The sequence below is a fragment of the Amycolatopsis iheyensis genome (assembly GCF_024703995.1).
Lineage (GTDB): Bacteria > Actinomycetota > Actinomycetes > Mycobacteriales > Pseudonocardiaceae > Amycolatopsis > Amycolatopsis iheyensis.
Map to the genome: position 1 here is coordinate 288,920 of NZ_JAMXQV010000008.1, position 23,903 is coordinate 312,822.

At 71.5% G+C, this 23,903-nt stretch carries 27 protein-coding genes; 9 read left to right on the plus strand and 18 right to left on the minus strand.

All coding sequences use genetic code 11. The features are described 5' to 3' along the window. Positions 1-10: 10 nt before the first annotated feature. The 13 genes from M8542_RS18060 to M8542_RS18120 form a co-directional block, all read right to left on the minus strand. On the minus strand, positions 11-844 hold the full coding sequence (locus tag M8542_RS18060) for an IclR family transcriptional regulator domain-containing protein (protein ID WP_257921338.1): 834 nt from the start codon (positions 842-844) through the stop codon (positions 11-13). Between the two features lie 10 nt (positions 845-854). After that, positions 855-1,259, minus strand: a complete 405-nt coding sequence (pcaC, locus tag M8542_RS18065; RefSeq protein WP_257921339.1) for a 4-carboxymuconolactone decarboxylase — start codon at positions 1,257-1,259, stop codon at positions 855-857. Between the two features lie 11 nt (positions 1,260-1,270). Continuing rightward, positions 1,271-2,047 (minus strand): 3-oxoadipate enol-lactonase, encoded by a 777-nt coding sequence (gene pcaD, locus M8542_RS18070; protein ID WP_257921340.1) that lies wholly within the window; start codon positions 2,045-2,047, stop codon positions 1,271-1,273. A 14-nt stretch (positions 2,048-2,061) separates the two neighbouring features. Beyond that, positions 2,062-2,616 (minus strand): protocatechuate 3,4-dioxygenase subunit alpha, encoded by a 555-nt coding sequence (gene pcaG / locus M8542_RS18075; RefSeq protein ID WP_257921341.1) that lies wholly within the window; start codon positions 2,614-2,616, stop codon positions 2,062-2,064. After that, positions 2,613-3,350 carry a protocatechuate 3,4-dioxygenase subunit beta gene (pcaH, locus tag M8542_RS18080; protein WP_257921342.1) on the minus strand — a complete coding sequence of 246 codons (738 nt, stop codon included), beginning with the start codon at positions 3,348-3,350 and terminating at the stop codon, positions 2,613-2,615. The genes pcaG and pcaH overlap by 4 nt, the downstream gene beginning before the upstream one ends. Before the next feature lie 15 nt (positions 3,351-3,365). Further along, complete coding sequence (locus tag M8542_RS18085) at positions 3,366-4,547, minus strand: thiolase family protein (RefSeq protein ID WP_257921343.1); 1,182 nt, start codon at positions 4,545-4,547, stop codon at positions 3,366-3,368. Positions 4,548-4,653: 106 nt separating this feature from the next. Continuing rightward, entirely contained in the window at positions 4,654-5,412 is a 759-nt protein-coding gene (locus M8542_RS18090; protein WP_257921344.1) for a CoA-transferase subunit beta, read from the minus strand. Further along, positions 5,409-6,218, minus strand: coding sequence for a CoA transferase subunit A (locus M8542_RS18095; RefSeq protein WP_257921345.1), 810 nt, complete (start codon positions 6,216-6,218; stop codon positions 5,409-5,411). The genes M8542_RS18090 and M8542_RS18095 overlap by 4 nt, the downstream gene beginning before the upstream one ends. Positions 6,219-6,383: 165 nt before the next feature. Beyond that, positions 6,384-7,685 carry a glycoside hydrolase family 27 protein gene (locus M8542_RS18100; protein WP_257921346.1) on the minus strand — a complete coding sequence of 434 codons (1,302 nt, stop codon included), beginning with the start codon at positions 7,683-7,685 and terminating at the stop codon, positions 6,384-6,386. Between the two features lie 27 nt (positions 7,686-7,712). Then, a complete protein-coding gene (locus M8542_RS18105) occupies positions 7,713-8,552 on the minus strand; it encodes a carbohydrate ABC transporter permease (RefSeq protein WP_257921347.1) in 840 nt (279 codons plus the stop codon). Further along, a complete protein-coding gene (locus M8542_RS18110; RefSeq protein ID WP_257921348.1) occupies positions 8,552-9,508 on the minus strand; it encodes a carbohydrate ABC transporter permease in 957 nt (318 codons plus the stop codon). The genes M8542_RS18105 and M8542_RS18110 overlap by 1 nt, the downstream gene beginning before the upstream one ends. Continuing rightward, the gene (locus tag M8542_RS18115; RefSeq protein ID WP_257921349.1) at positions 9,505-10,773 is read right to left on the minus strand and encodes an ABC transporter substrate-binding protein; all 1,269 of its coding nucleotides are present in this window, start codon (positions 10,771-10,773) and stop codon (positions 9,505-9,507) included. The genes M8542_RS18110 and M8542_RS18115 overlap by 4 nt, the downstream gene beginning before the upstream one ends. A gap of 19 nt (positions 10,774-10,792) precedes the next feature. Next, on the minus strand, positions 10,793-11,983 hold the full coding sequence (locus M8542_RS18120; RefSeq protein ID WP_257921350.1) for an ROK family protein: 1,191 nt from the start codon (positions 11,981-11,983) through the stop codon (positions 10,793-10,795). 76 nt (positions 11,984-12,059) lie between these two features. Between M8542_RS18120 and M8542_RS18125 the strand changes: the two genes are divergently transcribed. The 4 genes from M8542_RS18125 (at position 12,060) to M8542_RS18140 (ending at position 17,219) form a co-directional block, all read left to right on the plus strand. Then, a complete protein-coding gene (locus M8542_RS18125) occupies positions 12,060-14,138 on the plus strand; it encodes an alpha-galactosidase (protein ID WP_257921351.1) in 2,079 nt (692 codons plus the stop codon). Between the two features lie 106 nt (positions 14,139-14,244). Further along, positions 14,245-15,132: an SGNH/GDSL hydrolase family protein gene (locus M8542_RS18130; RefSeq protein ID WP_257921352.1), complete on the plus strand. Its 888-nt coding sequence runs from the start codon at positions 14,245-14,247 to the stop codon at positions 15,130-15,132. Between the two features lie 30 nt (positions 15,133-15,162). Beyond that, on the plus strand, positions 15,163-16,101 hold the full coding sequence (locus tag M8542_RS18135) for a 2-hydroxyacid dehydrogenase (RefSeq protein WP_257921353.1): 939 nt from the start codon (positions 15,163-15,165) through the stop codon (positions 16,099-16,101). After that, positions 16,098-17,219: a glycerate kinase gene (locus M8542_RS18140; protein ID WP_257921354.1), complete on the plus strand. Its 1,122-nt coding sequence runs from the start codon at positions 16,098-16,100 to the stop codon at positions 17,217-17,219. The genes M8542_RS18135 and M8542_RS18140 overlap by 4 nt, the downstream gene beginning before the upstream one ends. Positions 17,220-17,278: 59 nt before the next feature. Here M8542_RS18140 and M8542_RS18145 read toward each other — a convergent pair whose 3' ends face one another. Together M8542_RS18145 and M8542_RS18150 are read right to left on the minus strand one after the other, a co-directional pair. Next, on the minus strand, positions 17,279-17,572 hold the full coding sequence (locus M8542_RS18145) for an iron-sulfur cluster biosynthesis family protein (RefSeq protein WP_257921355.1): 294 nt from the start codon (positions 17,570-17,572) through the stop codon (positions 17,279-17,281). An 83-nt stretch (positions 17,573-17,655) separates the two neighbouring features. After that, positions 17,656-18,066, minus strand: a complete 411-nt coding sequence (locus tag M8542_RS18150) for a hypothetical protein (protein WP_257921356.1) — start codon at positions 18,064-18,066, stop codon at positions 17,656-17,658. A 149-nt stretch (positions 18,067-18,215) separates the two neighbouring features. Here M8542_RS18150 and M8542_RS18155 point away from each other — a divergent pair, with 149 nt between their 5' ends. The 4 genes from M8542_RS18155 (at position 18,216) to shbA (ending at position 20,896) form a co-directional block, all read left to right on the plus strand. Then, positions 18,216-18,695, plus strand: a complete 480-nt coding sequence (locus tag M8542_RS18155; RefSeq protein WP_257921357.1) for a GtrA family protein — start codon at positions 18,216-18,218, stop codon at positions 18,693-18,695. Positions 18,696-18,706: 11 nt separating this feature from the next. Beyond that, complete coding sequence (locus M8542_RS18160) at positions 18,707-19,060, plus strand: YidH family protein (protein ID WP_257921358.1); 354 nt, start codon at positions 18,707-18,709, stop codon at positions 19,058-19,060. Between the two features lie 628 nt (positions 19,061-19,688). Next, positions 19,689-19,985 carry a DUF202 domain-containing protein gene (locus tag M8542_RS18165; RefSeq protein ID WP_257921359.1) on the plus strand — a complete coding sequence of 99 codons (297 nt, stop codon included), beginning with the start codon at positions 19,689-19,691 and terminating at the stop codon, positions 19,983-19,985. Between the two features lie 254 nt (positions 19,986-20,239). Then, the gene (shbA, locus tag M8542_RS18170) at positions 20,240-20,896 is read left to right on the plus strand and encodes an RNA polymerase sigma factor ShbA (protein WP_257921360.1); all 657 of its coding nucleotides are present in this window, start codon (positions 20,240-20,242) and stop codon (positions 20,894-20,896) included. Between the two features lie 32 nt (positions 20,897-20,928). Here shbA and M8542_RS18175 read toward each other — a convergent pair whose 3' ends face one another. The 3 genes from M8542_RS18175 to M8542_RS18185 are packed head-to-tail and all read right to left on the minus strand — an operon-like array spanning position 20,929 to position 23,095. Further along, positions 20,929-21,786 carry an amidohydrolase family protein gene (locus M8542_RS18175; RefSeq protein WP_257921361.1) on the minus strand — a complete coding sequence of 286 codons (858 nt, stop codon included), beginning with the start codon at positions 21,784-21,786 and terminating at the stop codon, positions 20,929-20,931. Next, positions 21,783-22,751 carry an aldo/keto reductase gene (locus M8542_RS18180; protein WP_257921362.1) on the minus strand — a complete coding sequence of 323 codons (969 nt, stop codon included), beginning with the start codon at positions 22,749-22,751 and terminating at the stop codon, positions 21,783-21,785. Before M8542_RS18180 ends, M8542_RS18175 begins: the two co-directional genes overlap by 4 nt. Before the next feature lie 5 nt (positions 22,752-22,756). Beyond that, positions 22,757-23,095, minus strand: coding sequence for an L-rhamnose mutarotase (locus M8542_RS18185; protein WP_257921363.1), 339 nt, complete (start codon positions 23,093-23,095; stop codon positions 22,757-22,759). An 80-nt stretch (positions 23,096-23,175) separates the two neighbouring features. Between M8542_RS18185 and M8542_RS18190 the strand changes: the two genes are divergently transcribed. Further along, on the plus strand, positions 23,176-23,898 hold the full coding sequence (locus M8542_RS18190; RefSeq protein WP_257921364.1) for a FadR/GntR family transcriptional regulator: 723 nt from the start codon (positions 23,176-23,178) through the stop codon (positions 23,896-23,898). Positions 23,899-23,903: the final 5 nt, after the last annotated feature.

A 23,903-nucleotide genomic window follows, 5' to 3' on the forward strand; every position in this document is an offset into this window, starting at 1 on the left:
GGCCGGCCGCTCAGCCATGGACCCGGTCCGGTGCGCCGACCGCCAGGTCCGCCTCGATCGCCCGGGCGGCCTCCAGGAGCGGGGGGACCAGGTCCGTTTCGACCGACTCCGCCGTCGTGCGGCTCGCGTGCGTCGACAGGTTCACCGCCGCCACCACCCGGCCCCGGCGGTTGTGGATCGGGGCCGCCACCGAGCGGAGGCCCTCCTCCAGCTCCTGGTCGACCATGGCCCAGCCCTGCTCGGCCACGTTCCGCAGCTCCGTGCGGAGCCGGTCGGGGGCCGTCACCGTGCGGTCGGTCAGCCGGTCGAGCCTGGCCACCAGGAAGAACGCCTCCAGCTCCGCCTTGCTGAGCCCGGCCAGCAGCACGTGCCCCATCGACGTCGCGTACGCCGGGAAGCGGGTGCCCACGTTGATGCTCACCGTCATGATGCGGGACACCGCCACCCGCGCCACGTAGACGATGTCCGTGCCTTCCAGCACCGACACCGAACTCGACTCGTGGACGCCCGCCGACAGGTGCTCCAGGTGCGGTTGCGCCACCTCCGGCAGCGTCATGCTCGACAGGTACGAATACCCCAGCTCCAGCACCCGGGCCGTGAGCGAAAAGTATTTGCCGTCGGTGCGGACGTAGCCCAGGTCGGCCAGCGTCAGCAGGAAGCGGCGGGCCGCGGCGCGGGTGAGGCCCGTCGCGCGGGCGACGTCGCTCAGGGTCAGCTCGGCCGCGTCCGCGTGGAACGCCTTGATCACGGCCAGCCCGCGCTCCAGCGACTGCACGTGGTGGGCGCCGCGGTGCGCCGGTTCGCCGTCGACCTCGACTTCGAACTGCGGCCTCACCTCGTCCATGCCCGGCACCTTATCCGGCGTCCGCCGGCAAGGCGCTCGGCTCGCCCAGCTCGGCCAGGGTGCGTTGCGCGATGGCGAACGCCGCGTTCGCCGCGGGCGCGCCCGCGTAGACCGCTGTGTGCAGCAGGACCTCGCCGATCTCCGCCGCCGTCAGGCCGTTGCGGACCGCCGCCCGGACGTGCATCGCCAGCTCGTTGTGCGCGTGCAACGCGGTCAGCGCCGCCAGCGTGACGCAGCTGCGGGTGCGGCGGTCGAGCCCTTCGCGCGACCACACCGAACCCCACGCGCCTTCGGTGATGTAGTCCTGGAACGGGCGGCTGAAGTCCGTGGTGCCCGCCACCGCGCGGTCGACGTGCTCGTCGCCGAGCACCTCGCGCCGCACCTTCATGCCCTGCTCGTGCCGGTCTTCGCTCATGTCTTTTGGTGTCACAGCGCCTCCAGATGCCCGAGGATCAGCCGCGTGAACTCCTCGGGCTGCTCGTAGCTGCCCAGGTGCGCGGCGTCCGCCACGACCTCCATCCGCGCGCCGGGGACGCCCGCCGCGATCAGGTCGGCGTGCCCCTCCGGCGGGGTCGCCGGGTCTTCGGCGCCCGCGATGACCAGCGTGGGGGCGGTGATCTTCGGCAGCGCGTCGAGCTGGTCCATCCGCTCGATCGCACCGCAGCAGGCCGCGTAGCCCTCGGCCGGGACCCCGGCGATCATCGACCGCAGGAACGCGGCCCGGTCCGGGTGCCGCTCGACGTACCCGCGGGTGAGCCAGCGGGCGGCCCCGGCTTCGGCGACCGCGGCGGTGCCCTCGGCGCGCACCGTGCGGGCCCGGTCGGCCCACATCTCGGGCGGCCCGAGCTTCGCCGACGTGCAGCAGAGCACCAGGCTCGCGACCCGGTCCGGCGCGTGGGCGCCGAGCCACATGCCCGTCATCGCCCCGAGCGACAGGCCGACCAGGTGCGCCCGCGCGACCTCGAGCTCGTCGAGCAGCGCCAAGACATCTCCGCCCAGGTCGCCGATTTCGTACGGACCGGGCGGCACCGGCGACGCGCCGTGCCCGCGGGTGTCGTAGCGGACCACCCGGAAACCGCGTTCGAGCAGCGGCACGACCTGCGGCTCCCACATCCGGACGTCGCTGCCCAGCGACCCGCCCAGCACCACCACCGGCCCGTCTTCCGGGCCTTCCACGACCCGGTGCACCCGCACGGCACTCACGTTCCCACCTCCGTTCATACGGCGAAGAACACCGTCTCGCCCTCGCCCTGGAGGCGCACGTCGAAGCGGTAGCCGTCGTCCGTCTTCGCCGCCACCAGGGTTTCGCGCCGCTCTTCCGGCACCGTCGCCAGCACCGGGTCTCCGGAGTTGTCCTGGTCCCCGAAGTAGATCCGGGTGACGCACCGGTTGAGCAGCCCGCGCGCGAACACCGACACGTCGATGTGCCGGGCCTGCGTGGTGCCGCCCTCCCCGGGCAGCACACCCGGCAGCAGCGTGAGGATCCCGTACGTGCCTTCGGGAGTCGTCGGGCAGCGGCCGAAGCCGCGGAACTCGCCGGACGTCGCGCCGCGCGGATCGTCCGGGTGGCAGAACCCGCCTTCCGGGTCCGCCTGCCACGTCTCGATCATCGCGTCCGGGACCGGGTCGCCGTTGCCGTCGCGGACCGTGCCGCGGATCCAGAACGCGCCGGGCGTGCCCTCGGGCACGACGTGCGGGCCGTCGGGCCAGGGCAGCCCGATCGACAGGTACGGGCCGACGGTCTGCGAAGGGGTGGGCAGCAGCCTGGTCATTCGTCCTCGTCCTCTTCCTCTTCGAAGACCGACGCGTCGCGCCCGCGCAGCACGATGTCGAACTGGAAGCCGAGCGCCCACTCGGACCGGGTGATCCCGTGGTCGTAGCGCGACACCATCCGCTGCCGGGCCTTCTCGTCCGGGATCGAGTTGAAGATCGGGTCCTGGGAGAACAGCGGGTCGTCCGGGAAGTACATCTGGGTGACCAGCCGCTGGGTGAAGGCCGAGCCGAACACCGAGAAGTGGATGTGCGCCGGGCGCCAGGCGTTGTCGTGGTTCTTCCACGGGTACGCGCCGGGCTTGATGGTGGTGAAGGTGTAGCGGCCTTCGCTGTCGGTCAGCGCGCGCCCGACGCCGTCGAAGTTCGGGTCGAGCGGCGACGGCCAGCGGTCGCCGGTGTGGCGGTAGCGGCCACCCGCGTTCGCCTGCCAGATCTCGACGAGGGAGTCACGCACCGGGCGGCCCTCGCCGTCGAGCAGCCGCCCGGTGACGATGATCCGCTGGCCCTGCGGTTCGCCCTCGTGCTGCCGGGTGAGGTCGTTGTCGAGCTCGCCGAGGCGGCCGGGGCCCAGCAGCGGGCCGGTGACCTCGGTCAGCATCTGCGGGAGCAGCGTCAGCGGCTGCTTTGGGTGCCGCAACGCCGTCGAGCGGTAGCCGGTGAAGTCCAGCGGCGGGTGCGTGCCGTCGGGTTCCTCGCCGTAGCGGGGCAGCCTGAGTTCGGTGGGGGTGGCCACGACGCCTCCTTTCTTTCAGCAGCCTTCGAGGACGACGGCCAGGCCCTGGCCGACGCCGATGCAGATGGCGGCGAGGCCCCAGCCACCGCCGCGGCGGTGCAGGTCGTGCGCCAGGGTGCCGAGGATCCGGCCGCCGGACGCGCCGAGCGGGTGCCCGATGGCGATCGCGCCGCCGTGGGTGTTGACGATCGCCGGGTCGAGCTTCTGCCAGTCGCGCAGGCAGGCGAGCGACTGGGCGGCGAAGGCCTCGTTGAGCTCCACGGCCACCAGGTCGTCCCAGCCGATGCCGGCCCGTTCGAGGGCGATCTCCGCCGCACGGACCGGGCCGATGCCGAAGACGTCCGGGTCGACGCCCGCCGCGCCCCGGCCGGCGATCCGGGCCAGCGGGGTCGCGTTGAGCCGGCTCGCGGCCGCCTGGTCGCCGAGCAGCAGCGCCGAGGCGCCGTCGTTCAACGGGGAGGCGTTGCCGGCCGTGACGGTGCCGTTTTCCTTGCGGAAGACGGGCTTCAGCTTGGCGAGCTTCTCGGGGCTGGAGTCCGGGCGGATGCCCTCGTCGCGGGCGAGGTCGACGCCCTCGACGGGGACGACCAGGTCGTCGTAGAAGCCTTCGTCCCATGCCTTGGCGGCGTTGACGTGACTGAGGGCGGCGAAGGCGTCCTGCTCGTCGCGGCCGATGCCGTAGCGCTCGGCGAGCTTTTCGGTGGACTCGCCGAGCGAGATAGTCCACTGCGACGGCATCTCCGGGTTGACCATCCGCCAGCCGAGCGCGGTGTTGTAGAGGGTCTGGTTGCCGGCCGGGAAGGCCTTCTCCGGTTTCGGCATGACGAGCGGCGACCGGGTCATCGACTCGACCCCACCGGCGACGACCAGCGAGGCGTCACCGACCTGGATGGCGCGGCTGGCCTGCATCACGGCGTCGAGGCCGGAGCCGCAGAGCCGGTTGACGGTGTTCCCGGGGACGCTCGTCGGCCAGCCGGCGAGCAGGGCGGCCATGCGGGCGACGTTGCGGTTGTCTTCGCCCGCGCCGTTCGCGTCGCCGAGGGTGACTTCGTCCACTGTGGACGGGTCGAGGTGGTTGCGCGCTTGGAGTGCTTTGAGGACCCCGGCGGCCAGGTCGTCCGGGCGGACGCCGGCCAGGGCGCCGCCGTAGCGGCCGAACGGGGTGCGGATGGCGTCGAGGATGTGGACGTCGGTCATTCGCTCGCCTTCCGAGGGGCCGGGGTGGCCGGGTGGACCGAGCCTGCCACGGCGACGGTGGTGGGGCCGGGCGTAGCGAGGACAGCGCGGCCGGCGGTGAGGGCGGTCATGCGCTTGCCTTTTCCAGTTCGCGCAGGATCGTCAGCTCCTCGGCCGTCGGGACCGGGGTGGTCTTCAGGTCGGCCGCCACCTTCAGCTTCCAGCCCGTCGCCTTGACTGCCTGGTCGAGGTCCACTCCTGGGTGGAGCTCGGTGAGCGTGAGCTCGGCCGTCTCCGGGTCGGGGCGCATCAGGCCCAGGTCGGTGACCACCAGGGTCGGGCCGCGGCCCGGGAGGCCCAGCTTTTCGCGGTCGCCCTTGCCGGCGCCGTGGCCGAACGATGTCACGAAGTCGACCTTCTCCACGAAGGCGCGAGGGCTCTGGCGCAGGACGATGAACACCTCGCCGCAGGAGGCCGCGATCTCGGGGGCGCCGCCCGCGCCCGGGAGGCGGACCTTCGGGTCGTGGTAGTCCGAGCCGATCACCGTCGTGTTGATGTTGCCGAACTTGTCCAGCTGGGCGGCGCCGAGGAAGCCGACGTCGATGCGGCCCGGCTGGAGCCAGTAGTTGAACACCTCGGGGACGCTGACCACCGCGTCGGCCGTGTCGGCCAGCTCGCCGTCGCCGATCGAGAGCGGGAGGCGGGACGGCTTCGCGCCGAGGCAGCCGGATTCGTAGATCAGCGTGAGGTTCGGGGCGTGCGTGCGGCGGGCGAGGTTGGCCGCCTTGCTCGGGAGGCCGATGCCGACGAAGCAGGACATGCCGTCGCCGAGGGCGCGGGCCGCCGCGATGCTCATCATCTCGTCGGCGGTGTAGTCGGTGCTCATGCCGTCACCCCGGTCAGCTCGTTGAGCCACTTCGTGAACTCCTCGCGGTCGCGGCCCACCTCGTCCCACGCCTGGTACGCCGAGTTGTCGCGCTCGTAGTACCCCGCCGCGTACGACGGCTTCGCGCCGCCCGGGACCTCGGCCACCGCCGTGACCGCCCAGGACGGGAGGACCACCGCACCCGGGCGGGGCTCCAGCTCGTCGACGATCTCCTCGACCGTCACGATCGAGCGCTTCGCCGCCAGGACCGCTTCCTTCTGGACACCCGTGATGCCCCACATCTGCACGTTCCCGCCGCGGTCCGCGCGCTGCGCGTGGACGATCGTGACGTCCGGGTTCAGCGCCGGGACCGCGGTGAGCCGCTCGCCGGTGAACGGGCACGTGATCGGCTTGATCGTGTCCGTCTGGGCCGGCAGGTCCGTGCCCGTGTAGCCGCGCAGCACCGCGAACGGCAGGCCGGACGCGCCCGCCACGTAGCGGTTCGCCATGCCCGCGTGGCTGTGCTCCTCGATTTCCAGCGGCACCGGCCAGTCGTGCTGGACCGCGTCGCGGAAGCGGTGCAGTGAGCCGACTCCGGGGTTGCCGCCCCACGAGAAGATCAGCTTGCGGGCGCAGCCCGCGCCGATCAGCTGGTCGTACACGATGTCCGGGGTCATCCGGACCAGGGTGAGATCCCGTTTGCGCTGCCGGATGATCTCCTGCCCGGCCGCGACCGGGATGAGGTGCGTGAAGCCCTCGAGCGCGACGGTGTCCCCATCACGCACCAGCCGGGCCACGGCCTCTTCCAGCGACAGCAGCTCCGCCATCGGTTGCTCCAAACTGTTCGCATCACGCACACTCGTTCTGAAACCGAACATAGCATGGCGACCAGCTCGCCGACCAGATGTCTTCCACCCAATGGATGACGCACGCACGACGAAGGGGACTTTCCTCGCCTGAGCAGCGAAGAAAGTCCCCTTCGAGGAGATCGGTCAGCCGATCCGGACCAGCCGGGAGCCGTGCGGCGGCACCGAAGTGGCCGTCCACGAGCCGCGGAACCGGCCGAGGTCCGTCCGCGTGACGAGGTCACGCACCGGCCGCGCCCCGTGGAAGTCCACCGTGATGTCCGCGGGGGTCGAGCCCAGGTTGTACACGGCCGCGTACGTCCGGCCGTCCGCCGCGCGCTTCGTCCAGACCTGGTGGTCGCCACCGGTCACCCGCGTCGGGTACGTCCCCGACCGGTCGACCGCGATGACCTCGGGGTTCGTCAGGATCGACACCGCGGAGGCGTCCAGGAAGTAGATGTCTCCCCCGACGTACAGCGGCGAGGACGCCATCGACCAGAACGTCATCACGCTCTGCCGCTCGACGTCGGAGATGCCGTCCTGGATGCCCGACCCCGTGTTGTTGCTGATCGGCATCGAGTCCAGGTCCGCCCGGTACTGCGGCCCGAACACGCCCAGCCACGAAGGCAGGTCCGCCCACCGCGCCTTGACCGAGCTGTCCCAGGTGGACACCGTTTCGCAGTAGCACTCGACGTCGGTGTCCACCCGCACGCCGTTCGCGTACGGCGCCAGCGACGGGCCGATGGACCGCGGCACCGGCCACGCACTCGCGGTCAGCCACATCGGCCGGCGCGAGTGGTCGATGGCCGAGGACCACGCCTTGATGTCGGCGACGTTGTCCGCGGTCGTCCCGTCGACCTTGACGAAGTCGACGCCCCAGGACGCGAAGCGCGCCACGATCGAGTCGTAGTACTTCTGCGCGCACGGGTTGGCGAAGTCGACCTTCCAGTTGCCGCCCCAGCCGTTGGACGGGGTCAGCGGCTGGTAGGCGATGTCCTGCGCGTGGCACGACGTCCCGAGGATGGGCGCGTTCTTGTCGTAGACCTCCTTCTCGAGCCCGGTCACGGCGTACAGGCCGAGCTTGAGCCCGAGCGAGTGCACGTACGAAGCGAGAGAAGGGATCCCGGACGGGAACCGCGACGGATCGGGGTCGGGGATGCCGTTGGCGTCGGTGTGGAAGACCCAGGACTGCGAAGCGTTCCAGCCCGAGTCGATGTTGACGTAGGTGTAGCCGGCGGACTTGAGCTTCGAAGCCATGGCCGAAGCGGCGTCGCGGACGTGCGACTCGTTCAGCCACGAAGTGCCGTAACCCGCGCGGGTCGACGATTCGAGGCTCCAGCTGCTCCAGCCCATGAACGGCTTGACGAACGGCGTCCGCGCGTCGGCCGTCGACACCAGCAACGACGACAACCCGAGCACGGCGAGGAAAACGGAAAGGAGGCGCTTCAACGGGACACTCCTCGGTGAGGTGGGGACCTACTCTTTGAGCCCGCTGGCCGCGATCCCGCGGACGATGAACCGCTGGGCGACCAGGAACATCGCGACCAGCGGCGCGATGGTGACGAGAGCGCCGGCGAACAGCGCCGGCAGGTTGACCGACTGCGCGGTCAGGAACGTCGAAAGCGCGATCTGCGCGGTCCACGACGACGGGTCCTGCCCGATCACCAGCGGCCACAGGAACGCGTTCCAGCTTTCGATGAACATCAACGCGCCGAGCGACGCGATCATGCTGCCCGAATTGGGCAGCACGAGACGCCGGTAGACGCCGAGGTAGCCGAGCCCGTCGAGCCGGCCCGCCTCTTCGATCTCGGCGGGGAACCGCAGGTAGAAGTTGCGGAAGAGGATCACGGTGAACGCGCTGAACAGGTTCGGCGCGATGATCCCCCACTCGGTGTTGACCCCGCCCATCGAACCCACGACGACGAACGTCGGCACGAACGTCACCGACTGCGGGATCATCAGCGTGACCAGCACGTACGTGAACACCGCACGCCGCCCGGGCACGTTGATCCGGGCCAGCGCGTAGCCGGCCATCGAGCCGAAGAGCGTGCCGACCGGTGCCGTGACGATCGCGACCAGGAACGAGTTCCACAGCGAGTGCGCCATCGGCACCGACGCGTCGGCGAACAGGTCGCCGAAGTTCACCCACGAGAGTGGATCCGGCAGCCACGACCAGTCCGGCGAGCTGACCTGCTGCCGCGTCATCAGCGCGTTGCGCACCATGATGTAGAACGGCAGCAGGAAGATCAGCGAGAGCACCGTGGCCAGGACGTACTTCGGCGCCTTCCGAACGCGAGGAGCGGCGAGGACGGCCATCAGTCCTTCTTCCCGAAGCCGACGAACCGGCCCTGCAGCAGGGTGATCACGACGATGAGCACGGTGAGCAGGAACGCGCCCGCCGAGCCGACGCCGTAGTTCTGGTCGCCGAGCGCGGAGTCGTACAGGTACACCAGCGGCGGCTTCACCGGCGCGGTCGCCGTGCCGGAAAGCCCGGTGCCGAACAGGTTGTAGAACTCGTCGAACGCCTGGAACGCGGCGATCAGGATGAGCAGCAGCACCGCCACCGACGTGTTCCGCAGCTGCGGCAGGGTGATGTAGCGGAAGGCCTGCCACTTGGTCGTGCCGTCCAGCTCGCCGGCTTCGTACAACGTCGGCGAGATCGCCTGCAGCCCGGCCAGGAACAGGATCATGTACAGCCCGACCTGCAGCCACAGCCGCAGCGTCACCACCGCGACCCAGTACACCGGCGGGCTCGTCTCCGACAGCCACGGCACCGGGTCGGCGCCGAACAGGCCGCCGAGGACGTTCGCGACGCCGGAGGGCAGGCCGTTGAACAACGCCATCTTCCACACCAGCGCCGCGACGACGTACGAGACCGCCGCCGGGATGAGGAACACCGTCCGGAAGAACGCCTTGCCCCGCTTGATGCTGTTGATCAGCACCGCGAGCCCCAGCGACGCGACGAACGTGATCGGCACGATGAACACCGTGAAGACCGCGATCGTCGACAGCGACGTCAGGAAGGCGTCGTCGCCGAGCAGGAACGCGTAGTTGTCGAAGCCGATCCAGTGCCCGATGGTGATCGTGCCGCGGGCGTCGTTGAAGCTGAGCAGGAAGCTCCACGCGATCGCGACGTACTTGAACAGCCCCAGCCCGATCACCACCGGCCCGGTCAGCACCACGAACGCGCCGATCGCCCGCCAATCGCGACGCCGGCGACGCTTCTTCGCAGCCGCCGCCCGAACCGGCGGAGCCTCCATCAAGGCCGTCATGCCAGCTGCTTGTCGACTTCAGCCTGCGCCTTCTTCGCCGCGTCGCCCAGCTCGGCGGCCGGGTCGGCCTGCCCGTTCGCGATCTTCGTCGCGGCCTGCAGGAACAGCGTCGCCGACGCCTTGTTCCACAGCCCCGAGTACGACTTGCCGTTCTGCTGGGAGATCGTCACGGCGTCCTTGGCCGGGCCGCTGGAGAACTCGGTGGTCTGCGCGGCGACCGGCTTGCGGGCCGGGATGTGGAAGCCGTACTTGACGCACCAGTCCTTCTGGAGGTCGGCGTTCTTGACCCACAGCCAGTCGATGAACTTCTTGACGGCGTCCAGGTTCTGGCTCTTGGCGTTGGCCAGCTGGTACCAGCCGCCGACGCGGGCGACCTGCTTGCCGGCGTCGCCGAACTTCGGCCACGCGACGACGCCGAAGTCGTCACCGAGGGCCTTCTTGATGTCCGGCAACGACCACAGGCCGCCCCACTGCATCGCGGTGGCGCCGTTGGCGAACGCGCCCGGGTCGGACCAGTCGGTCGGGTAGCCCTGGAGCAGGCCGCCGGTGTCGTGCAGCTGCTTGAGCCCGCCGATCGCGGCGATCGCCTCGGGCGAGGCGAACGCGACCTTCTTGCCGCTCGAGTCGAAGAAGTCGCCGTTGGACGACCAGAGCAGGAGCGTCGCCGCCTCGCCGACGCCGTCGGTGCCGACGTAGAGGCCCTTCTGCTTGCCCGTGTTGAGCTTCCGGGTCGCTTCGAGCAGCTCGGCGAACGTCTGCGGCGGCTGGACGCCCGCGGCCTGCAACGCGCTCTTGCGGTAGTACAGCATCATGACGTCGTCGATCATCTTGACGCCGTAGATCTTGCCGTCGACGGTCACGGTGTCCAAGGCAGCGGCGATGAAGTCGCCCTTGACCGGGTCCACGATGTCGTCGAGCGGCGCGAGCAGGCCGTTCTTGACGTTCTGGTACCGGAAGTCGCCCAGCTCGAACAGGTCGGGCGCCTGCGCGGTGAGCATCGCCGAGTTGAGCTTGGTCTCGTAGTCGCCGGCGATCCAGCTGACGTTGATCGCGATGTCCGGGTTGGCCTTGGTGAACTCCTGCGCGTAGCGCTGGACCGCTTGCTGCGTCCCGGATTCGCCATACGCGTGGTACCACTGCTGCAGCGTGACCTTCGCACCCGCCGCGGCGCCCGCGTTCTTGTTCAACGGGTCCGAAGTGCAGCCCGCGAGAGCTGCTCCCCCGGCGAAGAGGACGGACCCGACCAGGAAGCTTCTACGGTTCATGGGGCTCACAGGGGACTCCTTAGACGCTCTCGGCGACGAAAAGACTTTGGATGGCGACGGCGGCCGCGCCCCGCGCCCACTCCTCGAACGGCAGCGGCCGGATCACCAGGCCGCAGCGGGCGGCGCTGCCGAACGCCTGGACCGCGAAGGTCCGGCGGATCTGGTCCTCGAACAGGTCGTAGGTGGCGACGCCTTCACCCGAGACGACGACCCGCTCGGGGCCGAACAGGTTGACCAGCGCGGCCAGGCCGAGCCCGATCGCGTGCCCGGCTCCCGCGAACACCGCGCGCAGCGGCTCGTCACCGCCGCGGGCGCGGACAACGGCGTCTTCCATGCTCAGCGCGGGTTCTCCGGAAACCGCGCGGGCCCGGGTCAAGATCGCTTCGGTGGACGCGATCGCCTCGACGCAGCCCTGGCCGCCGCAGTGGCAGGACGGGCCGTCGTCGGCGACCGGGACGTGCCCGATCTCGCCCGCGACGCCATGCGCGCCGCGGACCAGGTCGCCGTTGACGACGAGCGCGCTGCCGATGCCCGTTCCCACCGTGACCAGCGCGAACGACGACGCGCCGACGCCTTCGCCGAACCACTGCTCGGCGACGGCGAGGGCCTTGACGTCGTTCTCCAGCGTCGCCGTGAGCCCGGTGGCGTCTTCCAGCAGCGAAGCCAGGGGGACGTCCCGCCAGCCGAGGAACGGCGAGTACCGGACGACGCCGGACGCGCGGTCGACGTCCCCGGACACCGCGACACCCAGGCAGTAGGCGCGCTCGCGGAGGTTGCTGGTGCCGTCCGGGGTCGGCCCGGCCAGCAGCTCACCGACCAGGTCGGCCAGCGCGCGGACGACGTGGTCGACGTCGTGGCTCTTCAGCGCGTGGTGGGCGCTGGCCCGGACGTCGGCACGCAGGTCGGTGACGACGCCGATGAGGTCGTCGCCGGTGATCTTCACGCCGACGAAGTACTCGCGGTCCGGGCGGATCGCGAGGGGGTTGGCGGGCCGGCCGGCCCCCGGTGTGGTGCGGCCTTCGGAGGCGAGCTCTTCGAGGTAGCCGGCTTCGATGAACGGCCGGGCCGCCTTGGTGACCGCGGCCGACGACAGCCCGGTGCGCCGGGCGACGTCGACGCGGGAGACCGGCCCTTCGGTCAGGACCGTGGTGAACACGGTCGCTGCCGCGGGACTGGTGATCGGCGCCCTTGCCGGTGCACTGCGAGGCATGGCCGGAAGGGTAGGCAGGATTAATTAACTTCGTCAAGAATTTATTTTTTCGCTGGTCATGCCTACGCTCGGGATCATGTCGCTCGTCGAACACGACCCCGCGCACCGGCTGTGGCTGCTGCGCACCCCCGAGAGCACCTACGCCTTCCGGCTCGACGCCGACGACCGCCCGCGGCACGTCCACTGGGGCCCGCCGCTGACCCTGGCCCAGGCCACGCAGGTCGCCGCGCGCCGCAACCCGGCCGACAGCAGCTTCGACGAGCCGGGCGACGAACGGCAGGAACTCCCCGTCGAGGGCGGCGCGTTCTTCGGCGTCGCGGCGCTGGCCGTGCGGTACGAGGACGGGACGTCGGCGCTCGAGTGGCGCTACACCGGGCACACCGCCACCGAGGACTCCCTGGTCGTCCGGCTCGCCGACCGGCACTACCCCTTGGAACTTTCGCTGCACTACCGCGTCCGCGGCGACGTCGTCGAGCGCTGGACGTCCCTGCGCGCGGACGAGCCGGTTGCCTTGCTGCGCACCGATTCCGCCTCCTGGACGCTCCCCCGGCGCGACGGCGCCCGGCTGACCCGGACCGCCGGCGCGTGGAGTGCCGAGTACGGCGTGCGGCGCGAAACCTTGCCGGTCGGCGAAACCACGCTCACCAGCCGCCGCGGCGTGTCGAGTCACCAGGTCGACCCGTGGGTGATGCTCGACGCGGGTGACGCGACCGAGACGGCGGGCGAGGTCTGGAGCACCGCGCTCGCGTGGAGCGGGAGCTGGCGGATCACCGTCGAACGCACGCACACCGGGCGCGTCACGTGGAGCGGCGGGTTCGGCCACGAGAACGTCACCTGGACGCTGCGGCCGGGCGAAACCTGGGAGACGCCGGTGTTCGCCGGGCTCTACGCGGCCGACGGCTTCGGCGGCACGAGCCGCCGCTGGCACGCCTACGTCCGCGAGTTCGTCCAGCCGCACCCCGGGGAGCTGCGGCCGATCGTCTACAACTCCTGGGAGGCGACCGGCTGGGACGTCGACGAGCGGACCGAGACCGCGCTCGCCGACGCGGCCGCTCGCCTGGGAGCCGAGCTGTTCGTGATGGACGACGGCTGGTTCGGCGAGCGCACCGGGGACACCGCCGGGCTCGGCGACTGGACCGCCAACGAGCAGCGCTTCCCGAACGGGCTTCGGCCGCTCGTCGACGCCGTCCACGCGCACGGGATGAAGTTCGGGTTGTGGGTCGAGCCCGAGATGGTCAACCCGGACAGCGACCTCTACCGCGCGCACCCGGACTGGGTGCTGCACATGGCCAACCGCTCGCGGACCACGTTGCGGAACCAGCTCGTGCTCAACTTCGCGCGCCCGGAAGTCGCGGACTGGGCCCACAAGTGGCTCGACCGTCTGGTCGGCGAGCACGGCGTCGACTACCTCAAGTGGGACATGAACCGCGCCTTCACCGAAGCCGGCTGGCCGGGCGAGGACGCCGGCCGCGTGTGGGTGGACCACGTCCGCGCGGTGCACGCGATCCTCGACCGGCTGCGCGCCGACCACCCGGACCTGCGGATCCAGGGCTGCGCGGGTGGGGGCGGGCGGACCGACCTCGGGATCCTCGCGCGCACCGACGAGATCTGGGCGTCCGACAACACCGACGCCGCCGACCGGATCACCATCCAGCACGGCTACGGGCAGATTTACCCCGCGGGCACGATGTCGGCCTGGGTCACCGACAGCCCGAACCCGACCACCGGCCGCGAAGCGCCGCTGAGCTTCCGGTTCCACGTGGCGATGGCGGGCGTGCTCGGCCTGGGCGGCGACCTGCCCCGGTGGTCCACGCGGGAACTCGACGAGGCCGCGTCGCTCGTCGCGCTGTACAAGGAGATCCGGCCCGTGGTGCAACACGGCGAGCTGTACCGGCTGGCCGATCCGGCGACGTCGGCGCTGACCGCGGTGCAGTACGTGCTGGACCGCGAAGTGGTGGTCATCCTCTGGCGCCGTCCGACGGAGTTCGCGCGGCCCTTCACGCCGCCGCGGCTCGCCGGGCTCGATCCGGCCGGGCGGTACCAGGACCGGGACGGAGTGGTGCACGACGGCGCGGTGCTGCTGAGCCACGGCCTGGGCGTCGAGCTGCCGGGAAGCGGTTACGCGAGCGCGGTGGTGCGGCTGACCAGGGTCTGATTACCCACGCCGATCGACGTGACCGGGGCGGGTGAGGTGGATTGACTTTTCACCGGACTTGAGCCGAATGTGAAAGTCCTTCACCACGCTCGCCAACGGAGGCAGCATGCGCCAGCGCCTGTCCGCTCTGCTCGTCGCGCCCGCACTCGCCATGCTCGCCCTCGCCGCCCCGGCGTCGGCGAGCACGGCCTACCACGAGTACGTCGCGCTCGGAGACTCCTGGACCGCCGACGTCTTCGTCACCTTCCCGCCCACGACCGAGCACACGCCGCTCGACTGCGCACAGTCCACTTCGGACTACCCGCACGAGGTGGCCGGCGCGCTCGGCGTCGAAACCTTCCGCGACGCCAGCTGCGGCGGCGCCACGACCACGGACTTCACCCAGCCGCAGAAGCTGCCGCTGGGCGGGACGAACGCACCGCAGTTCGACCGGCTCACGCCGTCGACGGACCTGGTGACCGTCGGCATCGGCGGCAACGACATCGGGCTCGCGTCGGCCGTGACGAAGTGCCTCAACCTGCTGCCGATCAGCACCTGCAAGGCGAAGTTCACCGCGGGCGGGATCGACCAGCTGGAGAACGCGATCACAGCGACCGAGCCGAAGATCGCCACGTCGCTCCAAGCGATCCAGGAGCGGTCACCGAACGCGCGGATCCTGCTGGTGAACTACCTCGCGGGGCTGCCCGCGAGTGGCAAGGGGTGCTGGCCGGTGATCCCGGTCGCGGACGGCGACATTGCTTACCTGCAGGAGAAGTTCCGCCACATGAACGCGATGCTCGCCCGGGTCGCCGCGGCGAACGACGTCGAGCTGGTCGACACCTACACGCCGACCGTCGGGCACGACGCGTGCCAGGCGCCCACCGTGCGGTACGTCGAGGGCCTGATCCCGGTCTCGGTGAGCAACCCGCTGCTGCTCGCGTTCCCCTTCCACCCCAACGGCGCGGGCGCGGCGGCGCAGTCGGAGATCGTCCTGGACGCGGTTCAGCGGGGCTGAACTGTCGGTGCCGTGAACTAGTCTGTCGGGGTGGCCAAGATCGCGGTGACCCGATGGATTCCCGACGACGCGGTGAAGCTCCTCGCCGAAGCGGGCGACGTGATGGTGTCGCCCGCCGATCGGCCGTTGGCGCCGGACGAGCTGCGCGAGTTCGTCTCCGGCGCTTCGGCCGTCGTCGGGATGCTGCACGACCGGCTCGACGGCGCGCTCGCCGACGCCGCCGGGCCCGGGCTGAAGGTGGTCGCGAACGTCGCGGTCGGCTACGACAACGTCGACGTGCCGGCGCTGGCCGAACGCGGGATCGTCGTCACCAACACCCCGGGCGTGCTCGCCGACGCCACCGCCGACCTCGCCTTCGGCCTGCTGCTCGCCGTCACGCGGCGGATCGGCGAGGGCGAGCGGCTGCTGCGCTCGCGCACGCCGTGGTCGTTCCACCTCGGCTTCCTGCTCGGGTCCGGGCTGCAGGGCAAGACGCTCGGCATCGTCGGGCTCGGTCAGATCGGCCGGGCGATGGCGAAGCGGGCCGAAGCGTTCGGCATGGAGATCGTCTACTCGGGACGGACGAACCGCGGCGCCGGGCACGTGTCGTTCGAAGAGCTGCTGGCGCGTTCGGACGTCGTCTCGCTGCACTGCCCGCTGACCCCCGAGACGCGGCACCTGATCGACGCGGCCGCGTTGCGGGCCATGAAACCCGGGGCGTACCTGGTGAACACGACGCGCGGCCCGGTCGTCGACGAAGCCGCGCTCGCGGACGCCCTCGAAGCCGGGGAGATCGCGGGCGCCGCGCTGGACGTGTTCGAGAAGGAGCCCGAGGTCGAACCGCGGCTGCTCGGCCGCGAAGACGTCGTGCTGAGCCCGCACCTCGGGTCGGCGACGGTCGAGACCCGCACCGCGATGGCCGTGCTGGCCGCGCGCAACGTCGTCGAAGTGCTGGACGGGCGGGCCCCGCTGACGGAGGTGAAGCCGTGACCAGGGTCGTCATCGCACCCGACAAGTTCAAGGGCAGCCTGACCGCGGTCGAGGCCGCGGAGGCCATCGCGCTCGGCGTGCGCGATGCGCTGCCCGACGCGGAGATCGTCACCTGCCCGGTCGCCGACGGCGGCGAAGGCACCCTCGACGTGCTCGAGGCGGCGGGCGCGCGAATCGTCCGGCTGAGCGTGCGCGGGCCGCTCGAAGAGCAGGTCAAGGCGTCCTACGCGGTGCTGGACGGCACCGCGTACGTCGAATCCGCGCGCGCGTGCGGGATCGAGTTCGTCGAGCCCAGCCCGGAAACCGCGCTGACCGCGCACACCTGGGGTGTCGGCGAGCTGCTCATGGACGCGCTGATGCACGGCGCTCGCCGGCTCGTGCTGACCGTCGGCGGCACGGCCAGCACCGACGGCGGCGCGGGGATGCTGGGGGCGCTCGGCGCCGGCGTGCTGGACGCGTTCGGCGCGCCGGTCGGCCTGGGCGGCGGCACGCTCACGCGCGTCGCCTCGACCGAGCTGACGCCGGTGCGCGAACGCCTGGAGGGAGTCGCCGTCGCCGTCGCGACCGACGTCACGAACCCGTTGCTGGGGCCCTCGGGCGCGGCGGCGGTGTTCGGGCCGCAGAAGGGCGCGGGGCCGTCGGAAGTGGCGTTGCTCGACGACGCCTTGGGCCGCTGGGCGCACGCACTGCAGGTGGGCGGCGCTCCGGACGTCACGCGGGTGCCCGGCGCGGGAGCCGGCGGCGGGGTCGCGGCCGCGGCGATCGCCCTCGGCGCGACGGTCGAGTCCGGGTTCGACCTCATCGCCGGGCTGACCGGGGTCGACGAGGCGCTGGTGGGCGCGGATCTGGTGATCACCGGCGAAGGATCACTGGACGAGCAGAGCCTGAACGGCAAGGCGCCGGCCGGCATCGCGGACCGCGCGCGGCCGCGCGGCGTGCCGCTGCTGGCGCTGGCCGGGCGGATCCGGCTCGACCCCGCCGGGCTGGCGCGGCTGGGCGTGGTGGGGAGCAGCGCGTTGATCGACCACGCGCCTTCGCTCGGCTACGCGCGGGAGCACGCGGCTGAGCTGTTGCGGACTCGCGCGGCGGAGGTGGTGCGCGCCTGGCGAGCCGGCTGATCGAGAGGGGCCCGGGGAACGGACCTTCCGCGGCGCTGCGAAAGGCCCGTCCGCCGCGGTCAGCTCGTGTGCTGCGGCAGGACGGCGAAGGCCACTCCGCCGGCCTCGTCCTCCTGGACGTCCAGCACCTTGTCGTCGAGCAACGCCGCCGCCTGGGGTTCGAGAAAGACCTTCGGGCCTTCGTCGGCGCCCAGCACGCTGTCGCCGTCCGCGGGTTCGGGGGCGACCGACAGCGCCAGCTGAGCGCTTTCGCCGTCGGCGTTCTGCACCGCCAGGCGCAGCCCGGCGTCCCCCTCCCCCTGGCTGGTCAACGCGGTGATCGCCTCGGCGGCGGCTTCGGTCACGGTCAGCATCTTCGGCCTTCCCTTCGTCGCGGTCCGATGCACTGTGGTGCCCCACGCTAGGGGCGTCCGTTCGGCCGTGCAGTCTGAGCGGATCAGCCCTGCCGGGCCTCGCGAATGGCGTCCGCCACCGAGCCGCCGGCGAAGTCGGCCTGCTCGCGCGGTTCCGGGTCCGCATGCCGGCGCGGGATCTCATCGGCCGGGGCCACCTCCTCGACGTCCGGCGGCGCGTCTTCGACGGTTTCGTCGAGCTCGGCCGCCGGGGTCGCCGCCAGCGGGCGCTCCGGGACCGGCTCCGGTTCGGTGTCCGGCACTTCTTCGGCGAGGCGCTGAGCCATCGGCTCGCCTTCGCGGACTTCTCGCGGGGTCGTGCCGTAGCGGCTGGCGGCGCTCCAGTGCTCGGGCGGTTCGACGCCCTCTTCGAGCGGGTCCACGCGCAGCTCGTCCTCGTCCAGCGCCTCGCTGGGGGTCAAGCTTTCCGGTTCGGCCGCGTCACGGTCACTCACTGGTTTCTCCCGGCGCGTAGGCAGTAGTCATCGCCGGTGAGCTACCCGGGGCGTCGGGGGCTTCAAACCCGGGCGGTGTCGCCGGGATCACATTTCTTCAACTGGTTTAACATATTCACAAGTTTGTGAACGCAGGGTACGTTCAGATCATGGCCACCCTCAGGTGCGCGCCGGACCGCCGGCTGCTCGCCACCGACCCGGACCGGCACCACGAACTCGGCGCCCACGCGGCGTGGTACGTCGTGGCCGGCGTCGTGACGACCGGCGTCCAGGCGGTCTTGTTCCTCCTGCTGCGCGACCAGCTCGGCTCCCAGGTGGCGAACCTGGTCGCGATCGCGCTCACCACGGTCGGCAACACGGAGTTCCACCGCCGGGTCACGTTCGCGGGGCGCGAGAGCAACGCGGGCAAGCGGCACCTGCAGGACCTGCTGACGTTCGCGTTCTACGCCGGCTACGGCTCGGCGGTGCTGGCGATCCTCGACGCGGTCGTCGACCGGCCGACGTCGTGGGAGGAGACCGGCACACTGCTGCTGGCCAGCCTGGTCGGCGGGTTCGTGCGGTTCGCGGTGCTGCGCTGGTGGGTCTTCGCGCACCGTTCCGAAAGGGCCACGGCGGCGCACACCGGCTAGCGTCTGCGGACGTGGCACCGGATGACATCACGCCTCACGAAGGCGGCACCGAACCGGACTATCGCTTCACTCTCGCCAACGAGCGCACGTTCCTGGCCTGGCTGCGGACGGCCTTGGGGCTGCTGGCGGGCGGGGTCGCGGTGCACCAGCTGGTACCGGCGCCGGCCACGGCCAGCGCGGTGCTGGCGGGGCTGTGCGTGGTGCTGGCGGCCGTACTGGCCGCGACGGCGTACCCGCGCTGGCGCCGGGTGCAGATCGCAATGCGGGCCGGGGAGCCGCTGCCGCGGAGCTTGATGATCGTGGTGCTGACCGGCGGGCTGCTGGTGCTCATCGTGGCGGCCGCGGTGCTGCTGGCGGTTTCATGAGCCGCCGGTTCGCGCCGGCGCCGGGCGGAGAGGGCGATGCCGGCCGGGAAGCCGCCGCGGAGCCTGGCCCTCACCACAGCGGCCGCCGCCCCACGCCAGGTTCCGCGCGCGAGACGAGCCGGAAGACCGCCGCCGCCATGCCCGGCCCTCACCACAGCGACCGCCACCCCACGCCCACACCAGGCGCCGAGCGCGAGGCGAGCCGGAAGACCGCCGCCGCCATGCCCGGCCCTCACCACAGCGACCGCCACCCCACGCCCACACCAGGCGCCGAGCACGAGGCGAGCCGCAAAACCACCGCCGCCAAGCCCAGCCCTCACCACAACGGCCGCCGTGCTCCCGGCCGCCCCATGAGCCGCCCCACCGCCAAGCCCGATCCTCACCCCGACACCCGCCGCCTCCTCAACACCCCGACCGTGACACTCGCTGCCCCCATGACACAGTGGCGGCACGGCCGGCCACGCAGCGCAGTCAGCGATTCGGCATCCGGGGCGGCTTTCCCGCCCCGCTCACCCCGGCCACGAACTACGCTGCCCACTCAGCCCCAGCCAGGCGACCGCGGCCGAATACTCTTCCTTCGCGATTATCACGACGTCAGAAGTACCGTCATGCCCCCTCGAGCACAGTCGTGACCGGCCCCGCCGGGGCGCAGGCCGAGCGCACCGGGCTCGCCTGGCGGCGCACCGCGCTCTCCTCCGCCGCCTGCACCGTGCTGCTCCTGCACTCCGCCGCCCTGCGGCACTGGGGGCTCGCCCTGGTCCCCGTCCTGCTCGCCGCCGGGACATCCGCGCTGCTAGCGGCCGTGGGCGCGGCTCGTGAGCGGGCGCTGCGGTCCGCCCGGCCCGTCGTCATGCCACGAGCACTGCCCGCCGTCGCGTCGCTCGCCGTGACCGTGACTGCCGCTTCCGTGGTCGTTCTCCACTGACGGGTGAACTCGGCACATCCTGAAACCGATTAATCGCAATGTGCGCGGGCTGGTCGCGGGAACATCACGGTCACTGCTGCTAACGGGGTATTGGTCGTTGAAATCTGGACTGATGGCCCGGGAGGTGCTTACGATTACCGAGCGTCGCACCGAGCGCAGGTCACACGGGGGAGCCCGGGCAGATCTGCAATCGAAAAGTCACGGAGAGTGGAGCCCCCGGCAGCGACGGTCGAGGGTCGGCCGGGGAGACGACCATGACAGCACCGCCGAGGACCACCGAGGAATCCAGTTCCGACGTTCGCGATTATCGCACCCTGGAGTCATCTCCGAGGCCGAGCGGGCGGCTGACGAAGGACGACCTCGACCCTCTGGTGAAGGACGCGGGCGAGGGCAACCCGGCCGCGATCCACAGCCTGCTCCAGATGATCGAGCCCGTGGTGGTCCGCTACTGCCGCGCCCGCATGGGCGGCCGCGACCTCTCCTACCTCTCGGCCGACGACGTCGCCCAGGAGGTCTGCCTGGCCGTGCTGAAGGCACTGCCGGACTACCAGGACCGCGGCGGCTCGTTCCTCTACCTCGTCCACGCGATCGCGGCCAACAAGGTCGCCGACGCCTACCGCGCCGTCGCCCGCGACCGCTCCGAGCCCGTCCCCGAGCTCCCGGAGCGCCCGCTGGTCGCCGGCAACGAGCCCGAGTCCCACGCCCTGCACCTCGACCTCGGCGCCCGGCTCGGCCGCCTGCTCGCCTCGCTGCCGCGGGTCCAGCAGGAAATCCTGACCCTGCGCATCGCGGTCGGCTTCTCGGCGACCGAGACCGCGGAAGCACTCGGGATCTCCCCGGGCAACGTGCGGGTGACGCAGCACCGCGCGCTGACCCGGCTGCGCGGCATGATCCGCGACGAAGAGTTCTAGGCCACCCCCAGCGGCGGGCGGGGAAACCTCTTTTACCCCCTGGAAGAGGATTCCCCGCCCGCATCCAAGCCGTAGGCCGTGCGGGCGTTGTGCTCGAACACGCCCAGCCGCTCGGCGTCCGACAGCGAGCCGGTCAACGCGATCGCCGCGTCCACGACCACCTCGTAGGACGCCGCCAGCTCGCACACCGGCCAGTCCGAGCCGAACAGCAGCCGCGCCGGGCCGAACACGTCGAGCACGTGGTCGACGTACCGGCGCAGGTGCCCGACCTCCCAGCCGGTCCAGTCGGCCTCCGTGACCAGCCCGGACAGCTTGCACACGACGTTCTCGCGCGCGGCCAGCGCGGCCACCGCGGACGCCCACGGCTCCCACTCCCCCGCCGCGATCGGCGGCTTCGCCGCGTGGTCGAGCACCAGCCGCAGCTCGGGCAGCCGCAACGCCAGCTCGGTGGCCGCGGGCAGCTGCGCGGGCCGGACCAGCAGGTCGTAGGCCAGCCCCGCCGACGCGACCGCGCTCAGCCCGGCGACGATCCCCGGGCGCAGCAGCCAGTCGTCGTCCGGCTCGTTCTCCACCTGGTGCCGGATCCCCACCAGCGGCCCCTGCTCGCCCAGCGCCGCCAGCCGGTCCGCGACGTCCGGCGCGGCCAGGTCCACCCAGCCGACGACGCCCGCGATCACGGGCTCGGCCCGCGCCGTCGCGAGGAACTCCGCGGTCTCCTCCGCCGAGGACACCGTCTGAACCAGGATCGTCGCGTGGACGCCGGCCGCCTCGGTCACCGCGCGCAGGTCGTCCACCAGGTACGGCCGGCGGATCGGGTCGAGCGCCGCACCCGCCATCCACGGGTACTCCCGCCGCGACGGGTCCCACAGGTGGTGGTGGGCGTCGATCATGAGACTCCTTCGGCGATGACGACGTCGGGCCGCAGCAACCCCGTGTCGATCAGCTCGGTCCACAGCGCCGGCGGCACGGCGGCCCGCACGCGGCGCGCGTTCACGCTGACCTGCGAAGGATCATGCGCGCCGACGACGACCGACGCCACCGCGGGATGCGCCATCGGCAGCGCCAGCGCCGCCTCCGGCAGCTCGACGCCGTGCTTCGCGCAGATCGCCGCGATCCGGCCGGCCCGCTCGACCAGCTCGGGCGGCGCTTCGGCGTAGTCGTAGAGATGTCCGGGTTCGGCGGTCGCGAGGATGCCGGCGTTGAACGCGCCACCGACGACGACCGAGACACCGCGCTCGAGGCAGAGCGGCAGCAGCTCGTCGAGGGCCGGCTGGTCGAGCAGCGTGTAGCGGCCGGCCACGAGCAGCACGTCGAGGTCGGTGCGGCGGACGAACTCGGCGAGCATGGGCGCCTGGTTCATCCCGGCGCCGAACGCGCCGATCACGCCCTGCTCGCGCAGCTCGCGCAACGCCGGGAACGCGCCGCGCAGGGCCTCCTCGAAGTGGTCGTCCGGGTCGTGGACGTAGGCGATGTCGACGCGGTCGAGGCCCAGCCGCGTCAGGCTGTCCTCGAACGACCGCAGGACGCCGTCGCGGCTGAAGTCCCACCGGCGCTTGTACGCGGCCGGGACGGCGAAGCCCTCGTCGTCCTGGTCCCCGGCGCCGCCCGGGTTCGGCTCCAGCACGCGGCCGACCTTCGTCGACAGCACGTACTCGTCGCGGGGGTGCTCACGCAACGCGGCGCCGAGGCGGGTCTCCGAAAGGCCGAGGCCGTAGTGCGGCGCGGTGTCGAAGTAGCGGACGCCCTCGTCCCACGCGCGGTGCACGGTCGCGGCGGCCGTCTCGTCGCTGATCGCGTGGTAGAGGTTGCCCAGCTGCGCGCAGCCGAGCCCCAGCGGGGACAGGGAGAGTTCCAACGCCGTCACTCCTTTTCCGGCAGTTCCCAGACCAGCCCGATGCCGGTGTCGCCGCCGGAGTAGTCGTCTTCGACGGCCAGCAGCTCGGCCATCCGGGCCTGCCACCCGACGTTGGCGGGATGGTCCCGCAACGCCGCCCGCATCGCCGCGTAGTCGTCCACTTCGACGACGTGGAAGAGGTCGAGACCGTTACGCCAGATCCGCCAGCTGCGCACTCCGGCCTCGCGCAGGGCAGTGTCCAGCTCGGGCGGGATCACGGCGTGGACGGACTCGTACTCGGCCTCTTTGCCGGGCTTCAAGCGGGTATGGAGGGCCACTCTTTGCGGTGCGGGCTGGTGGGTCATCACCACTCCTTCGCCGGGACATGGCACGCTGGGGAGGAACACCGAAACATCCGAGGTCTGTTGCAGGGAGGGCGGACGCAATGCCCGTCACCGATGTCGCGATCGACAAGATCAAGGACATGATCATCTCCGGCGAGCTGGCGCCGGGCGACCGGCTGCCGAAGGAGGCCGAGCTGGCCCAGCGGCTCGGGCTTTCGCGCAGCTCCCTGCGGGAGGCCGTGAAGGCGTTGTGCCTGATCAGGGTGCTCGACGTCCGCCAGGGCGACGGCACCTACGTCACCAGCCTCGAGCCGAACCTGCTGCTCGACGCGATGACGTTCGTGGTCGACTTCCACCGCGACGACACCGTGCTCGACTTCCTCGCCGTGCGGCGGATCCTCGAGCCCGCCGCGACGGCGATGGCCGCGCTGCACATGAGCGACGACGACATCACCGAGCTGGGTCAGCTGCTCGGGGAGCTGGAGGACTCCCCGACCGTCGAGGCGCTCGTCGCGAACGATCTGCAGTTCCACCGCAAGATCGCCGACGGCTCCGGCAACCCGGTGCTCTGCTCGCTGCTCGACAGCCTCTCCGGGCCGACCGCGCGCGCCCGCATCTGGCGCGGCCTCACTCAGGAGGGCGCGGTCGCGAAGACGCGGGAGCAGCACACGGCGATCTACGAGGCCATCGCGGCGCGCGAGCCCGAGCTGGCGCGCTCGTGGGCGACCGTGCACGTCGCGGGCGTCGAGCAGTGGCTGCGCAACGCCCTGGGCACCGCGGACGACCCGACAGCCGATGCCGAGCCGGCCGCGGAAGCCTCCTGACAGTG

Bases quoted from the DNA above. Each gene is read 5' to 3' on its own strand.
- M8542_RS18125 (WP_257921351.1), top strand. From the start codon at position 12,060: ATGTCGCTCGTCGAACACGACCCCGCGCACCGGCTGTGGCTGCTGCGC.
- pcaC (WP_257921339.1), bottom strand. From the start codon at position 1,259: ATGAGCGAAGACCGGCACGAGCAGGGCATGAAGGTGCGGCGCGAGGTG.
- M8542_RS18060 (WP_257921338.1), bottom strand. From the start codon at position 844: ATGGACGAGGTGAGGCCGCAGTTCGAAGTCGAGGTCGACGGCGAACCG.
- M8542_RS18185 (WP_257921363.1), bottom strand. From the start codon at position 23,095: ATGACCCACCAGCCCGCACCGCAAAGAGTGGCCCTCCATACCCGCTTG.
- shbA (WP_257921360.1), top strand. From the start codon at position 20,240: ATGACAGCACCGCCGAGGACCACCGAGGAATCCAGTTCCGACGTTCGC.
- M8542_RS18105 (WP_257921347.1), bottom strand. From the start codon at position 8,552: ATGGCCGTCCTCGCCGCTCCTCGCGTTCGGAAGGCGCCGAAGTACGTC.
- M8542_RS18115 (WP_257921349.1), bottom strand. From the start codon at position 10,773: ATGAACCGTAGAAGCTTCCTGGTCGGGTCCGTCCTCTTCGCCGGGGGA.
- M8542_RS18120 (WP_257921350.1), bottom strand. From the start codon at position 11,983: ATGCCTCGCAGTGCACCGGCAAGGGCGCCGATCACCAGTCCCGCGGCA.
- M8542_RS18175 (WP_257921361.1), bottom strand. From the start codon at position 21,786: ATGATCGACGCCCACCACCACCTGTGGGACCCGTCGCGGCGGGAGTAC.
- M8542_RS18130 (WP_257921352.1), top strand. From the start codon at position 14,245: ATGCGCCAGCGCCTGTCCGCTCTGCTCGTCGCGCCCGCACTCGCCATG.
- M8542_RS18085 (WP_257921343.1), bottom strand. From the start codon at position 4,547: ATGACCGACGTCCACATCCTCGACGCCATCCGCACCCCGTTCGGCCGC.
- M8542_RS18090 (WP_257921344.1), bottom strand. From the start codon at position 5,412: ATGAGCACCGACTACACCGCCGACGAGATGATGAGCATCGCGGCGGCC.
- M8542_RS18190 (WP_257921364.1), top strand. From the start codon at position 23,176: ATGCCCGTCACCGATGTCGCGATCGACAAGATCAAGGACATGATCATC.
- M8542_RS18155 (WP_257921357.1), top strand. From the start codon at position 18,216: ATGGCCACCCTCAGGTGCGCGCCGGACCGCCGGCTGCTCGCCACCGAC.
- M8542_RS18095 (WP_257921345.1), bottom strand. From the start codon at position 6,218: ATGGCGGAGCTGCTGTCGCTGGAAGAGGCCGTGGCCCGGCTGGTGCGT.
- M8542_RS18145 (WP_257921355.1), bottom strand. From the start codon at position 17,572: ATGCTGACCGTGACCGAAGCCGCCGCCGAGGCGATCACCGCGTTGACC.
- pcaG (WP_257921341.1), bottom strand. From the start codon at position 2,616: ATGACCAGGCTGCTGCCCACCCCTTCGCAGACCGTCGGCCCGTACCTG.
- M8542_RS18110 (WP_257921348.1), bottom strand. From the start codon at position 9,508: ATGACGGCCTTGATGGAGGCTCCGCCGGTTCGGGCGGCGGCTGCGAAG.